The following is a 14,005-nucleotide window of genomic DNA, read 5'->3' on the forward strand; positions in this document are numbered from 1 at the left end:
GGAGATTGAAGTGAATACATTATTGAAACAAACGCTAACCGCAAGCGTATTATCGACAATGCTTGCAAGTGCGGCATTTGCGGCACCAACTGAAACCCCGCCTGACTTTGTTAAACGTGTGGCTGATGGCTTAATTACGCGTCTAAAAGCGGATCATGCTAAGTTGCAGAATAATCCGGCACTGGTGAAAAGCATTATTCGTCAAAACCTTGACCCGTATGTGGATTCTCAAGCGTTTACCCGTATTGTGTTAGGTACTTATGCCAATAACCAATATACCAATGCTGCGCAACGCGCACAGTTCGAGAAGAACTTCCGTGAAGTGATTATCGAGAACTATGGTGGTGCTTTCGCAAAATACACCAATGAAAGCTATACCATGCGTCCGTTTAAATCGACCAACAGCAAAACCCCTGTGGTGACTTTGGACTTCTTGCACAATGGCGAGAAAATTCCGGTGTCGTTCCAGTTAACCGACAAGGGCGACCAGTGGAAAGTACGTAACATCAATGTGTCTGGTATCGATTTGGGCTTGCAGTTCCGTAACCAGTTCGCTGCAACGGTGCAACGTAACGGTGGCGATATTAATAAAGCGATTGCGACCTTTAAACCAGATGCAGATGCTGCAGTTAGCAAAAAATAAGTAGGTGACGGGTGATTCAGTATATTGATCAGCAATTGGTCGTTTCCAAAACGATTAATTTTGCAAATGCAGAGCAGATCTATCAAGCTGGCTTAAAGCATATTCAACAGCATAAGAATTTTCCTCTGGTTGTTGATCTGGGCCAGCTTGAACAGGGCAATACTTTATCGTTAGCGGTACTGGTGCAATGGTTGCGTCAGACACCAGACAGTAAAGGGCTGCATTTCAAGAATGTGACTGAAAAAATGCTGAAAATCATTCAGGCCTGTCATTTGCAGGATGATCTGAAATTAATTTAAAGATCACTTGTCGCAATAAAAAAAGCACCGTCAGGTGCTTTTTTTATTAGATCCATTTCTTCCAGCGGAAGTAGATGGTCGGACCAATCAGGAAGGTTAACACCAGCGTGATCACGATCCAGAAACTGGTACTGCCATGTGAAAACGGTAATACTTCGGTATTCATGCCATAAATACTGGCCACCAGCATTGGAGGTGCCAGCATGCTTGGAAGAATAGAGAAGCGTTTGAAGGTCTCATTCATCTCGGTATTGGCAAAACCGGTGGTAATATCCAGTAAGAATTTTAGTTTTTGAAACAGGAAGGTATTGTGCTCCAGTAAAGAACGCACATCCTCACTCATCTCCCGAATATCGGGGTCATAAATATGGCTGCCTAAGGCACGTGGCCGCGAAAGGAAAGACAGAACTCGGCGCAGGTCGGTCAGACAGAGCTGAGCTTTCCCTAACATGTCTTCCTGATGCGCGAGCCGTGTGATCATGTCATCCAGATCAAGGATCTGTTCACGATGGTGATCGTTTAACACCTCGGCTGAATATTCTTCCAGATACTTATGCGTATCTTCCAGAATATCTGAAAGCTCATCCAGTTTAGATTCCAGCAAGCCTAATAAAATCCACACCGGATCTTTATAATCGATGCTGTAATCATTGCGTCTTGCCCGGGCGCGAAAGGCTCGGAAGGCCACCAGTTTTTCGCCACGTAGCGTGATCAGTTGCGTTTTATCCAGTAGAAACGCAACGGTGTGGACGGTAGCGGCGAGTGTATTCTCGAGATCTTCTTGTTCACGATCCGATTGAAAATTTTTATTCTTTGTTAAAAAATAGGTGCTGATATGCAAAATTCCGTCATCATCACGGTAGAATCGTGCTGATGAGGAAATATCTTCAAGTGACTTTAAGGTAGGTAGGTTTCGCTCATATGCATCCAGAATCCATTGTTGTTCTTCTTGGGATGGGGCGATGAGATCGATCCAGACCAGTTCAGGATGAAGGTCGAAACTGCCATTGATTGTTGCATCTTCTAGACTACCGCGCTCAGTGGCATAAAAGGCTTCAAGCATGTCTTTTTTCCTTGCGCAGTCGAGGTAAAGTTTCCGGTGTTTTTCCGAAAAGCAGGGTGTATTTTAGACAAGGATGAAACGAAAAACACTTGCCTAAACGTTATTTTTTAAAAAATCTTGTTACATAGCCTACTTTATCAGCATGACAGTTCTATAAAACGGTTTTAATTGTATGAATTCTATATGTGTTTTCTGTGGTTCCTCTCTCGGGAATGATCCTATTTTCAAGCAAATGGCCCAGTTAACCGGGCAGGTGATTGCCGCACAAGGCAAAACGCTGGTCTATGGCGGTGGACGTTCGGGGCTGATGGGGGTGGTGGCTGATAGTGCGCTACAGGCGGGCGGCCGTGTGGTTGGTGTGATTCCCCATGCCTTGGTGGATCGAGAGCTGGCCCATACCGGTTTAACCGAATTGTATCGGGTCAACAATATGCATGAGCGCAAGACCAAAATGGCTGAGCTATCTGATGCATTTGTGGCTTTGCCCGGCGGTGCAGGCACACTCGAAGAAATCTTTGAGCAATGGACCTGGAGTCAGTTGGGTATCCATCAAAAGCCTTGTGCTTTTTTAAATGTGAATGGTTTCTATACCGATTTGTTGAAAATGCTGCAAGCCTCGGTTGACAGTGGTTTTACCCAAGCACGTTTTGTGGATAAGCTGATTGTGGCCGAGCAGATTGAAGAGGTTCTGGCTGCATTTGCGGCTTATCAACCTGCGGCACCGAAGTGGCTATCTAGCACTGAAATTCAGGCCTGAGGATACGATTGTGAAAACCATTACTGTTGCTGCTGCCATTATCTTGAACGAGCACAATCAATTGCTGTTGGTGCGTAAGCAAAATACCCATGCCTTTATGCAGGTCGGCGGTAAGCTTGAGCTGGATGAAGCACCTGAGGTGACAATTCAGCGTGAGATTCTGGAAGAAATCGGCTGTGAGTGTGAGCTTAAAGAGTTTGTCGGTGAATTTAAAACAGCAGCAGCCAATGAACCTGATCATGCCTTGATCAGCTATGTATATGCGGTTGAGTTAAAACAGCAGCCACAAATCGCGGCTGAGATTGCAGAGATGAAATGGATCGATCTGGATGACCAGTCAACGGTACTGGCGCCACTGACTAAAGAAGTGGTGATTCCGTGGTGTCAGCAGCAGCATTTGAATTAATTTCCTGATGCTGTGCGGCTGCCAGACACAGACTATAGACCTGTTGGCAGCCCAGTTGTTGCAGCACCTGAGATAATGCAGTAATCGAACTGCCTGTGGTGACCACATCATCGACAATGAGGACCTTGCGATAGCGAATCTGGTTCGGTGCAGCAGCAACAAATTGCTGTTCAATATTTTCCAGCCGCTCCAGGCGGCTTAATCCTTTTTGAGAATGCTGGGCCAAGCGCTGGACCGGTTGCCAGACGGGAATGTTCAAGTGCTCACTTAAGGCTTGCGCCAAGAGCAGGCTCTGGTTAAAACCACGCTCGACCAGACGATCTGTTGAAATAGGCATGGGCACAATGGCATGTACTTTGGGCAGTCTGGGTTGCAATAGCAAGCCATTTAATAGACGTTGATGATGCAGTTTCTGCTCATATTTAAACTGTTGGATAATCCGGTCAATCGGATACTGATAATGGCAGGCCACCATGATTTGCTGTTGACTGCGTTCAATGGTTTGCTTGAGCCAGGGCAATTGTTGCCAGCAGCTTTGACAGACACCGAAGTGCCGTTTCATGCCAATATCACACATGCTACATGGGGTAAAATAATCAAATAGCTGCTGTGCTGATCTGCCCAATAATTTAAACATAGGCATATCTTGGTGCTTCGGGTAACCAGCGTTTCAGTAGACCTTCTGCATGTTGCGGATAATCTTTCAAGATTTGCTCTGCGACATAATGTGCCTGAGTCAGCAGGTGGTCATCGCGTTCTAGACGAGCCACACGAAAGCCCATATCACCAGTTTGCTTGGTCCCGAGTAATTCACCGGGGCCACGAATTTCCAGATCTTTTTCCGCAATCACAAAGCCATCATTACTTTCCCGTAAAATAGAAAGCCGTTCCTGCCCATTTTGTGATAACGGGGTTTTATAGAGTAAGGCACAAAAACTGGCGGTGGCGCCACGACCGACACGGCCACGTAGCTGATGCAGTTGAGACAGGCCTAAACGTTCTGCATTTTCAATCACCATAATCGAGGCATTGGGGACATCAACCCCCACTTCAATCACCGTGGTGGCAATCAATAGTTGCGATTGATTGTCCTTAAAAGCTTGCATCACAGCCTGCTTTTCATCGGCTTTCATCTTGCCATGTACCAGCCCGATGTTGATGTCTGGGAAGCGTTCTTTAATCTCTTGGTAGGTTGCTTCCGCCGCTTGAGCATCCAGTGTTTCCGATTGCTCCACCAAGGTACAGACCCAGTAAGCCTGTTTACCTTCACGACAATTGCTGGCAATGCGTTGCAAGACCTGTTCCCGCCGTTCTAGGGGAATGGTGACGGTCTGGATCGGGGTACGACCGGGTGGCAGCTCATCAATAATCGAAGTATCTAAATCTCCATAGGCACTCATGGCGAGGGTGCGGGGAATCGGGGTTGCTGTCATGACCAGTTGGTGCGGAGTGAACTGGTCCGCGCCTTTATTGCGCAAGGCGAGGCGTTGATCAACCCCGAAACGGTGCTGTTCATCGATAATCACCAAGCCGAGCTTGGAAAAACCGACCGTATCCTGAAACAGCGCATGGGTACCCACGATCAACTGGGCATGACCTTCTTTAATTTGTTGCTCTGCCTGTGTTCTGGCTTTGCCTTTTTGTTTACCCGACAGCCAAGCCACCTGAATGCCTAAAGGCTCAAACCAGCGTTTAAAGTTTAAATAATGCTGTTCAGCCAAAATCTCGGTCGGTGCCATCAGTGCCACCTGCCAGTCCGCTTCCAGCGCATGACAGGCAGCGATTGCGGCCACCAGTGTCTTGCCAGCACCGACATCGCCTTGCACCAGACGTAACATCGGTTGATCTTGTTTAAGATCTTGCAAGATTTCCTTAGAAACGCGTTTTTGCGCATTGGTCATCTGGAAAGGCAGCCCTTCTAATAATGTCTTGGCCAGTACTTTGCTGCTACTAAAGCGTGGTGCTGAAATCTGACGGATATAGGCACGGCGTGTGAGTAAACTGATTTGATGCGCCACCAGTTCTTCAAAAATCAGCCGTTGCTGTGCCGGATGTGAGCCTTGATTGAGCTGCAACATGTTGGCATCGGTAGGCGGCTCATGAATGTAATGCAACGCCTCTTTCAGCTCATAGCCATTGCTATATTTACTGGGTAATAATTCGGGTAGGTCATCACTGTGATGGGTGAGTGCCTGACGGACATACTCACGTAATTTGGGCTGGGTCAGGCCTTCGGTACTGGGATAAATCGCGGTCAGCTGGGTCTTGGGCAGGGCCGTATGTTGCTGGATCACCTGAATTTCAGGATGATACAGTTCCAGCCCACGTGCACCAACGCGCACCTCACCAAAAATGCGCAGCCGTTGCCCCATTTTGATACGGTCCGTAAGACCTTTATAAATATGATAGAAGCGTAAGGTGACCTTGCCGAAATCGTCCTGGACCAATGCAGCAAGAGATTTCTTTTTTCCGGGTGGAAAGTCAACAGAGCGGACTTCACCTTCAAGCAAGTAACTTCGTCCAACGACCAGCTGATTCATTGGAATAATAGTGCTACGATCTTCATAGTCACGGGGAAGATGGAATAACAAATCATCCGTGCTAAAAATATGAAGCTTTTCTAAGAGGGTCGCTGCGGCAGCACCAACGCCTTGTAATTGCTGAACTGATGTCATCTCTGGTCAAAGGTGTGTATGCATATTTTATTTATTGGTTATGGTAAAACATCTCAGCGTGTCGCTAAACACTTATTTGAGCAAGGACACCACATTAGCACAATAAGTCGCAGTGCAAAAACAGATTGTTACGCGACCCATTATATTCAGGACATTCATCAACTTGATTTGACCGGGCTAGCGCCTGTAGAGGTGGTGTATATCATTCTGGCGCCTTCTGAAAGTGGGATTGAGGCTTATCAGCAGACCTATGTCGATAGCGTGGAGCCGATTGCTCAGGCCTTAAAAGCCCATCCGGTGCAACGTATCGTGATCGTGTCTTCCACGCGCGTCTATGGCGAAAATGCAGGGCAACGCATTGATGACGAGAGCGAGATCCATCCTGCTGATCCACAAGGTGAGCTATTGCGAAGTATGGAGTTGCTGTGGCAGCAGTATTACCCACAACACAGTATCATTGTTCGCCCTACGGGTATCTATGGCACTTCAATTGCCCGACTGAAAAAACTGGCTGAGCAAAGCACGACTTATCCCACTGTTCATTATAGCAACCGGATTCATATTGATGATCTGGCTAGGTTTTTAGCATTACTGGTGAATTTGGTTCAAGTTGAACAGAGCTATATCGTCACCAATAATCGACCGCTTCCGATGCATGAAATTCTATTATGGTTTCAACAGCAATTGCATTTAGCGCCTTTAAAGTTGCTTTCGGACCGACCGAGCGGCAAGCAAATTTATGCCACCCGCTTGCCAAAGACCGGATTTAAATTTGACCATTTGATTTGCTTTAATGACTACGCTGCGGCCTTATCTGTCCATAGTAATGAAAAATAATTCGATTACACTGTAAAGAAAGCTTAAAGAGTTGGTATGGATTTTGAACTTAAAATACCAACAGATTCCGCAAAGGAACTGCCTGAATTAAGCACGGGGTTTGCTGCAAGGCATAAAAGGTGAAACATGAAAAAAATAATCTGCATGAGCCTGCTTGGATTGATGACGACAACGGGCTGGGCAGCAGAGCAAAGCTGGTGTGTATTTGATCCTTTAAGCACGCAAGGCGATATTAGTCGCCGTTTACAAGATGTGCGGGCCTATGCCTTAAAAAATCAGGTGCAATTAAAACTGAAAATCTTTAAGAATGAAAAGGATGCAATACGCTCATTTGAGCAAAAGCAATGTTCTGGTCTGGTCGCTTCGAATTTCAATACCTATCGCTACAATCGTTTTATGGGCACCACCGGGGGAATTGGACTCATTCCGAATAATCGGGTGGCCCGGGCTTTTCTGCAACTGCTGAATCATTCCAATGTCGAAAAGCGTATGGTGGCAAAGGATTATGAAGTGTTGGGCATGATTCCGATTGGAACGGTTTATATGATCATGAACACACAACAGATCAATAAGGTTTCACAATTACGCAATAAAACTATTGGAATCCTGGCAGATAATCCGCCGCAACTGGCACTGGTGCAAAGTGTTGGTGCCAAACCGCTATATGTTGATTTTTCCAATGCAGTGGATTCATTCAAGCATAAAAAGATCGACATTCTGGCAGCGCCTGCCTATGGCATACTGCCTTATAATCTTAAAAAGGAATTTGGTGAGACGACGCAGGTGGTGAATTTTCCTGTAGCTTATTTTGCAATGAATGTGGTCATCCGGCCACAAGCTTATCCGGCCGGATTCGGTCATCAGATACGCGACTGGTTTGTGAATAACAGTAATGTATTAGCCGCGCAGGCGATCCAGTGGGAAAACCATTTACCCGCTTATTACTGGGCAGATATCTCGGGCTATGAAAAGCAGGGATATGATGCGTTAGTGGCTAAAATCAGTAAACGTTATGTCGATGCTGAGTATTACGATGGCTACTTTGTCGAGCTGATTAACCGCTTGCGCTGTCAGGATGATCCTAAATATCTGGCATGCCGCCGTTAACAGTGTAGGGAAAAGGCAACCGAAGTTGCCTTTTTTTATGCTTATGCTTTCTTACGTTTTAAACGACGTTTGGCTTGTTGTGACGCCACGGCTTCCAATGCTTCAGCCAGTTCTTCATCGCTAAAAGTGGTGATGTGCTGCAACATTTGCAAGGTGGTTTCATCCAGTACCAGTTGGGCACCTGCAGCCATTTCGCTGAAGTTGTCATCATATTCAATGAAGCCTTGTTCATTGTTACGAATATAATTTTGCTGGGTCAGCACTTTAATAAAGCTCTGGAATAATGCTTTATCGAAGAACTCTGGCGAGTTGAACTCATACAGCACAGACAGTCGCTGACCCAATAAATGGCTTAGCTCTTCAACCTGCTTGGTCGAGATATTGCCTGAACCGCGTTGGGTAATCAGGGCTAGCGTCATGTAGTAACGTTCTAGGCTCTGTTTGACTGGCATTGCCAAAGTCACCAGTTTCTGATGTTCTTCACTGTTTGGTGTTGGGCTAAACAGATTGCCATCGTGATCCTGGAAAATCAGGCCAATCTTCACCAAAGCATCGATATAGCTATCAATCTGCTGCTGCAAGTCGCTTGCTTGCCACTTCATAAACAGTTCAGCTTTCAAGAATGGATATAAGGTGCGAATCACGTTACTTAAATCATTCTTGTGAATTTTTCCGTTGTGCTCAACCAGAGATGCGACCAATGACGGTAACACAAAGGCATGCAAAATATTATTACGGAAGTAAGTCAGCAACACGGCCTGATTATCTTCAATCGCAATAATATCGCCCAGCACGTGTTGTACACGTTTGATCAGCTTCAGCTTGAGACCATAGGCAACGATTTCTTTACCTGATAATGAGGTCACTTGAGTGCGTTCATCATAAGGTTGCTGGGTGGCCAGATCACGATAGATGTCGAGTTGTTTGGCACAGATCTCTTCATCTAAGGTGTGTTTCGGTGTCGCCAATAAAATTAACGAGAGCAATGAAACCGGATTAATCACGACAGCGCGGTTGATATTTTCCAGAATCAGATGCGCTGAGTCTGCAACCACGGTTGAAATCTCGGTCGAGCTTGGTACGTCAGTCGGGTTTTGTTCTACATTATTCTGTTTCAGGATGTCATTCAGGAATACCGGTTCGCCGAAATTCACATGCACTTTACCGAAGATACGTTCAATTTTGCGTAAGGTTTTAACAATACCAAAAATGGATTCGGCTTCTTTCGGTTTACCTTGCATTTCACCGACATAGGTTGAGCCTTCCATCAGACGCTCATAACCGATATAGGTTGGTACGAATACGATCGGTTTGGCCGGGCCGCGTAAATGCCCTTGAATGGTCATTGCCAGCATACCGGTTTTTGGCGGGAGTAAACGCCCTGTACGTGAACGGCCACCTTCAATGAAGTATTCGATTGGGGTGTTGCGCGATAAGATACTGTATAAATATTCTTTAAATACAGAGGTGTAAAGCGCATTGCCGCGGAAAGAACGGCGAATAAAGAAGGCACCGCCCCCACGTAATAACTGACCGACAAATGGTAGATTCAGGTTATCACCGGCTGCGATATAGGGAATCATCAAGCCACGTTTATAAATCACGTATGACAATAATAAATAATCGATATGGCTGCGGTGACACGGGGTGTAAACGATTTCATAGTCTTTTGCTAGTTCACGGACCGTACTGAAGTTATGTACTTCAACGCCGTCATAGAGCTGTGTCCATAAACGGGTCAGGGCCATATCGGCAAAACGGACTGCCGAGGCAGAATAATCCGAAACGATCTCATTGACATAACCGATGGCACGACGTTCTGCCTCAAGCATGCTGATTTTATGCTGGATGCTTTCACGACGAATCGCATCTTGTACTTCAGGAGATTTGATCACCGATTGCATAACGTTACGACGATCCGATAAATCGGGGCCGAGCACCACTTCACGTTGTTGATCGAGGTAAGTATCTAATGAGCTGGCAATATAGGTAGCGGGTGAAACATTCGGGTGATTGCTCTTGGCATAGTCAACCAGTTCACGCAACGATTGCGGCTCATGAAACTCTAAATAAGACTGGCGGCCATGTAGGCCAATATTCATTAACTGCTTGACGGTACCTGGGGTTGCCCAGGTATCAGAGAATAAGAGTTTGAACCAGGAATCTTCTTTATCTGGTGAACGTCCCCAAAGTACGGTTACAGGCACCAGCTGAATATCCACTTCAGGGTGCTGTTCCAGTGCTTCAACCAGTTGTAATAGGCGAGGAGGGAAGGTTTGGGTATTAAAGAAATTATTTTCGTTATGATGTAAGAACAGGACGGAGTTTTTTTCTTGATACGATCCAAAACTCAAAGGGTCTAGCGCGGGTTTTAAATTGAGGCGACGGGTTTCTCCATCGACCACCAAGGCGTTACTACGCGAATAATTCTGTAAAACATAGCAGACTAGCTTATTTGATTCTGTTGTCTGTTGCTCGGCTGTGGTGGATTCTGTAGGAACTTCACCAAGAACATGTGGGGTGACCACCAGGTCAAGTAACTTACTCGAAAGTTGGCGATACATTTGACCAAATCCAGTCTTGGACATTACAAACTCCTAAATCATAATCCTGGCATCGATTCATGAAGAACACGACATTCTGCGGTATTCTGACATAAAACGGTATGTTATTTTCTGACAGAATATAGCGTATTTGGTAGATTTTATCGTTAAAAATCGTATTTTTAGCAGTTATAAATACGATTAACGTGACGGATGAATCATTTTATCCTGAGCATTGTTATCTGAATTTGTGGCACAATCACAATGATCAACCCTGAAAGGATTGGTTGATCTCTCCTCATTGATGTTGGAAGAATATTACATGAATGCGTTAACTCAAGAACTGGTTGAACTTTTGACTCTGGAAAAGCTGGAAGAGCATATTTTCCGAGGCAATAGCCGCAATCTGGTTGGCAAACGAGTATTCGGTGGACAGGTTCTTGGACAAGCCTTGAGAGCAGCGTCATATACCACAGATCGTCCAGCCCACTCCCTGCATGCTTATTTCCTCTATGGCGGCGATGTGAATGCGCCGATTATCTACGAAGTTGATCCACTTCGCGATGGTAAGAGTTTTGCCAGTCGGCAGGTTCGGGCTATTCAGCATGGACGTATTATTTTTTCTGCGATGGTCTCTTTTGCCAATCCCGAAGAGGGGCTGAACTATCAGCACAAAGAGCCAGAATACCCGTTGCCTGAGAGCTTAAAGTCTGAAAATGAGCTGAAGGAAAGCCTGATTAATTTTGTGCCTGAAAATGTGCGTGCCAGCTTTATGCGTGAACGCCATGTCGAGATTCGTCCAACCCAGCTGATCAATCCGTTTCAGCCGCAGCCCGAAGCGCCGTTTTATGCGCATTACATCCGGACTCATGGCACGATTCCGCAAGATCTGGATGAAATTTCCTTACATCAGGCCATTGTCGCGTTCTATTCTGACTTTACCCTGATGACCACGGCGTTACGTCCGCATGGTTTATCCTGGATTTCGCCGAATCTGCAATGTGCCAGTATCGATCACACCATTTATTTCCACCGTCCGCTCCGGGCTGACGAATGGATGCTCTATGAGATGGAAGCAACCGTGAGTGCCAGTTCGCGTGGTCTGAACTTTGGGCGGATGTGGCAAAATGGTCAACTGGTCTGTAGTACAGTCCAGGAAGGTTTGATTCGGCTCAGAGAAATCGAAACCCAGTAAAAAATAAATCCACATTAAGGCCATCATTCTGATGGCTTTTTTTATCATAAAGATGTGACAAAAAATTGCTCGATTCTTCAACATGAGCATGCCATAGTACGGCTAAGTTAAAAGATTTTATCCATTCACAATGAATCTAAATACACAAATTTTAATTGCCGCCGTGCTCGGTGTAGCCTTTGGTTTTCTGCTGATTGCTTATCCGCAAACGGCATTTGTTGACTACAGTCTATATGGCCTAGGGGTGTTGAGTAGCATTTTTATCGGCTTGTTGAAAATGCTACTGATTCCACTGATCTTTAGTTCGATTGTGGTGGGTGTTTCTAATTTGCAGGCGGGCGGTCAATTCGGTCGGGTCTGGAAAATTACCGCATTGAGCTGTTTAACCACGACGACTTTAGCTTTGATTTTAGGAATCAGTTGTGCGCATTTATTCGATGTCGGTAAAGGCGTGGATATCCAGCTGTTTCAGGCTGCCATGGATAGTCATCAGACTCCTGATACCTTAACGCCATCTAGTTTCTTTACTACTTTTATTCAAAATACCTTGATTAATCCATTTAAGGCCTTTAGTGAAGGCAATGTGCTGGCCGTGGTGGTGTTTGCCCTGTTTCTGGGTGTGGCTTTGGTCAAGGGCGGGGAACGTTTTACTTTGGTCCGCAACATCAGCCAGCAATTTTTTGACATTATGATGATGCTGGTCGGCTGGGTAATGAAGCTGGCACCAATTGGTATTTTTGCACTCTTGGCGAAGTTGATTGCGACCGAGGATCTGTCGGTACTGAGCCGTTTGGTCGAGTTTGCGGCGGTGGTGACGGGAACCACCATTTTCCACGGTGTGGTGGTATTACCTGCCTTACTGTGGATTTTTGGGCGCATGAATCCGATCACCTTTTTCAGAGGGGCGAGAACCGCCCTGGTCACCGCCTTTGCCACCAGTTCCAGTTCTGCCACCATGCCTCTGAGCATGAAGTGTGCGCAAGAAAACCTGGGGGTCCGACCACAAACGGCAGGTTTTGTCATCCCGCTTGGGACGCAGTTAAATATGGATGGTACGGCGCTCTATGAAGCTGCTGCGGCTTTATTTATTGCCAATTTAATGGGTCTGGATCTCAGTCTGACGCAGCAAATTATTGTCTGTTTAACCGCCATGATTGCATCATTGGGGGCGCCGGGAATTCCAAGTGCGGGTATGGTGACCATGATTATGGTGCTGCAATCGGTAGGCTTACCTGCGGAAGCGATTGCCATCTTATTACCGATTGACCGTGTGCTCGATACTGTACGTACCGTAGTAAATGTACAGGGTGACATGATGATCAGTGTGGTGGTGGATCGCTATGCCAAACAGGCAGAAGCTGAGGCAAGCTAAACTGAATTGGAATAAAAAAAGCAGGAGATTATTCCTGCTTTTTTATGTTTTAAGCTTTAAGCGGCTTGTTGTAAAGCACGTTTTGCGGCTGGTGAATTGTTTAAGTAATTCACGGCATCTTGAGTATTGCCTTCCTTAACAGGGTCGTACCACGGCATCAAATAGTCAAGCTGTTGTGCCACCAACCATGCAGGGCCGGGTAAGATTTTAGAATCTTTTAATGCTATCTTGGACCATTCAATCCAGATCCATGGCTTGAACACACTTGGTTTTTTATCAGCAAAACGTGGGTCTTGGCTCATGATATGGGCTGCGCCGTCAACCCAGAGTCCTAAGACACCCGCAATGACTGCAACACTCAGGTAGTAACGTGCGAGATAGCCCCCACCTAAATGACGGTAAAGATCAAAAGCTACCGTACGGTGTTCGATTTCTTCCGACCCATGCCATTTGATCAGGTCAAGCATTTCAGGATCGGCGCCCAGTTCTTCCCAGCGTTTGTTGTAAAGCGCATATTTACCGAGTACACAGGTCATGTGCTCAACGGTGGCAATCACACCGAGACGGAACAGATCCCATTGATGATCCAGCGCTTTCGGGATTTCTTTGCCGAAAGGTTTATCTGCCAAAGCTTTGGTAAATAAGAAGTCCATAATGTCGAGATTACGCTGAATATCGATATTGCGCTGGCTGAGATATTCCTTGTTGGCAGAGGTATGGGCCACAGCATGCATGGCTTCTTGACGAATAAACGCCTGCACATCCTGTTTTAGTTTTTCATCGGTAATTTCAGGCAGGACTTTGTTATATAAACGACAAAACCAGAACTCACCAGCAGGTAAAATGTTGTTAATTTCATTAATAAAATAGCTGGCAAATGGCTGGTTTGGAATCCAGTCCACTGGTGTATTTTCCCAATCAAATTTGACTTTGCGCGGGAGGATTTTATAGTCAATCGAAGAACCAAGTTTGCTCTTCACAAATGATAGTAATTTCATTGTTGTTTAGTCCTAATCGATAGTGCAATGAACCAACACTAAGCAGTATATGAAAACTGCCTAGTGTTTGTGATTAGCAATACGGGACAATTAAAAATTATTTAATGCAT

General features: G+C 45.8%; 13 protein-coding genes. 8 read left to right on the forward strand and 5 right to left on the reverse strand.

What is annotated here, in order from left to right; all coding sequences use genetic code 11:
* Positions 1 to 10: 10 nt before the first annotated feature.
* Together IEV39_RS11445 and IEV39_RS11450 are read left to right on the forward strand one after the other, a co-directional pair.
* Complete coding sequence (locus IEV39_RS11445; RefSeq protein WP_005227457.1) at positions 11 to 643, forward strand: MlaC/ttg2D family ABC transporter substrate-binding protein; 633 nt, start codon at positions 11 to 13, stop codon at positions 641 to 643.
* An 11-nt stretch (positions 644 to 654) separates the two neighbouring features.
* Positions 655 to 942: an STAS domain-containing protein gene (locus IEV39_RS11450; protein ID WP_005227455.1), complete on the forward strand. Its 288-nt coding sequence runs from the start codon at positions 655 to 657 to the stop codon at positions 940 to 942.
* 46 nt (positions 943 to 988) lie between these two features.
* On the opposite strand, the gene IEV39_RS11455 is transcribed toward IEV39_RS11450, so the two are convergent.
* Positions 989 to 2,005, reverse strand: a complete 1,017-nt coding sequence (locus IEV39_RS11455; RefSeq protein WP_005227453.1) for a CorA family divalent cation transporter — start codon at positions 2,003 to 2,005, stop codon at positions 989 to 991.
* Between the two features lie 172 nt (positions 2,006 to 2,177).
* Here IEV39_RS11455 and IEV39_RS11460 point away from each other — a divergent pair, with 172 nt between their 5' ends.
* Both IEV39_RS11460 and IEV39_RS11465 read left to right on the forward strand, forming a co-directional pair.
* Positions 2,178 to 2,762 (forward strand): LOG family protein, encoded by a 585-nt coding sequence (locus IEV39_RS11460; RefSeq protein ID WP_005282946.1) that lies wholly within the window; start codon positions 2,178 to 2,180, stop codon positions 2,760 to 2,762.
* Between the two features lie 10 nt (positions 2,763 to 2,772).
* A complete protein-coding gene (locus IEV39_RS11465) occupies positions 2,773 to 3,168 on the forward strand; it encodes an NUDIX hydrolase (RefSeq protein WP_005282949.1) in 396 nt (131 codons plus the stop codon).
* On the opposite strand, the gene IEV39_RS11470 is transcribed toward IEV39_RS11465, so the two are convergent.
* The gene (locus IEV39_RS11470; protein ID WP_005282953.1) at positions 3,122 to 3,805 is read right to left on the reverse strand and encodes a ComF family protein; all 684 of its coding nucleotides are present in this window, start codon (positions 3,803 to 3,805) and stop codon (positions 3,122 to 3,124) included. The two genes, IEV39_RS11465 and IEV39_RS11470, sit on opposite strands and share 47 nt — an antisense overlap.
* Entirely contained in the window at positions 3,798 to 5,843 is a 2,046-nt protein-coding gene (recG, locus tag IEV39_RS11475) for an ATP-dependent DNA helicase RecG (RefSeq protein WP_005282957.1), read from the reverse strand. Before recG ends, IEV39_RS11470 begins: the two co-directional genes overlap by 8 nt.
* 18 nt (positions 5,844 to 5,861) lie before the next feature.
* Between recG and IEV39_RS11480 the strand changes: the two genes are divergently transcribed.
* Positions 5,862 to 6,680: an NAD-dependent epimerase/dehydratase family protein gene (locus tag IEV39_RS11480; RefSeq protein WP_005282960.1), complete on the forward strand. Its 819-nt coding sequence runs from the start codon at positions 5,862 to 5,864 to the stop codon at positions 6,678 to 6,680.
* A 126-nt stretch (positions 6,681 to 6,806) separates the two neighbouring features.
* Positions 6,807 to 7,787, forward strand: coding sequence for a putative solute-binding protein (locus tag IEV39_RS11485; RefSeq protein WP_005282962.1), 981 nt, complete (start codon positions 6,807 to 6,809; stop codon positions 7,785 to 7,787).
* A gap of 41 nt (positions 7,788 to 7,828) precedes the next feature.
* Here the strand turns inward: IEV39_RS11485 and plsB are convergent, their stop codons facing one another.
* Positions 7,829 to 10,375 (reverse strand): glycerol-3-phosphate 1-O-acyltransferase PlsB, encoded by a 2,547-nt coding sequence (gene plsB / locus IEV39_RS11490; protein ID WP_005282965.1) that lies wholly within the window; start codon positions 10,373 to 10,375, stop codon positions 7,829 to 7,831.
* A gap of 277 nt (positions 10,376 to 10,652) precedes the next feature.
* On the opposite strand from plsB, the gene IEV39_RS11495 reads away from it, so the two are divergent.
* Together IEV39_RS11495 and IEV39_RS11500 are read left to right on the forward strand one after the other, a co-directional pair.
* Entirely contained in the window at positions 10,653 to 11,525 is an 873-nt protein-coding gene (locus IEV39_RS11495) for an acyl-CoA thioesterase (protein ID WP_005282967.1), read from the forward strand.
* Positions 11,526 to 11,655: 130 nt separating this feature from the next.
* Positions 11,656 to 12,897 carry a dicarboxylate/amino acid:cation symporter gene (locus tag IEV39_RS11500; RefSeq protein ID WP_005282969.1) on the forward strand — a complete coding sequence of 414 codons (1,242 nt, stop codon included), beginning with the start codon at positions 11,656 to 11,658 and terminating at the stop codon, positions 12,895 to 12,897.
* 56 nt (positions 12,898 to 12,953) lie between these two features.
* Here the strand turns inward: IEV39_RS11500 and IEV39_RS11505 are convergent, their stop codons facing one another.
* Positions 12,954 to 13,895 (reverse strand): metal-dependent hydrolase, encoded by a 942-nt coding sequence (locus tag IEV39_RS11505; RefSeq protein ID WP_005227431.1) that lies wholly within the window; start codon positions 13,893 to 13,895, stop codon positions 12,954 to 12,956.
* Positions 13,896 to 14,005: the final 110 nt, after the last annotated feature.

The organism is Acinetobacter courvalinii (genome assembly GCF_014635545.1).
GTDB classification, from domain to species: Bacteria; Pseudomonadota; Gammaproteobacteria; order Pseudomonadales; family Moraxellaceae; genus Acinetobacter; species Acinetobacter courvalinii.

Excerpts from the sequence above, each read along its gene's own strand:
- IEV39_RS11455 (WP_005227453.1), bottom strand. The coding sequence starts at position 2,005 with ATGCTTGAAGCCTTTTATGCCACTGAGCGCGGTAGTCTAGAAGATGCA.
- IEV39_RS11485 (WP_005282962.1), top strand. The coding sequence starts at position 6,807 with ATGAAAAAAATAATCTGCATGAGCCTGCTTGGATTGATGACGACAACG.
- IEV39_RS11500 (WP_005282969.1), top strand. The coding sequence starts at position 11,656 with ATGAATCTAAATACACAAATTTTAATTGCCGCCGTGCTCGGTGTAGCC.
- IEV39_RS11495 (WP_005282967.1), top strand. The coding sequence starts at position 10,653 with ATGAATGCGTTAACTCAAGAACTGGTTGAACTTTTGACTCTGGAAAAG.
- recG (WP_005282957.1), bottom strand. The coding sequence starts at position 5,843 with ATGACATCAGTTCAGCAATTACAAGGCGTTGGTGCTGCCGCAGCGACC.
- IEV39_RS11460 (WP_005282946.1), top strand. The coding sequence starts at position 2,178 with ATGAATTCTATATGTGTTTTCTGTGGTTCCTCTCTCGGGAATGATCCT.
- IEV39_RS11480 (WP_005282960.1), top strand. The coding sequence starts at position 5,862 with ATGCATATTTTATTTATTGGTTATGGTAAAACATCTCAGCGTGTCGCT.
- IEV39_RS11505 (WP_005227431.1), bottom strand. The coding sequence starts at position 13,895 with ATGAAATTACTATCATTTGTGAAGAGCAAACTTGGTTCTTCGATTGAC.
- IEV39_RS11470 (WP_005282953.1), bottom strand. The coding sequence starts at position 3,805 with ATGTTTAAATTATTGGGCAGATCAGCACAGCAGCTATTTGATTATTTT.
- plsB (WP_005282965.1), bottom strand. The coding sequence starts at position 10,375 with ATGTCCAAGACTGGATTTGGTCAAATGTATCGCCAACTTTCGAGTAAG.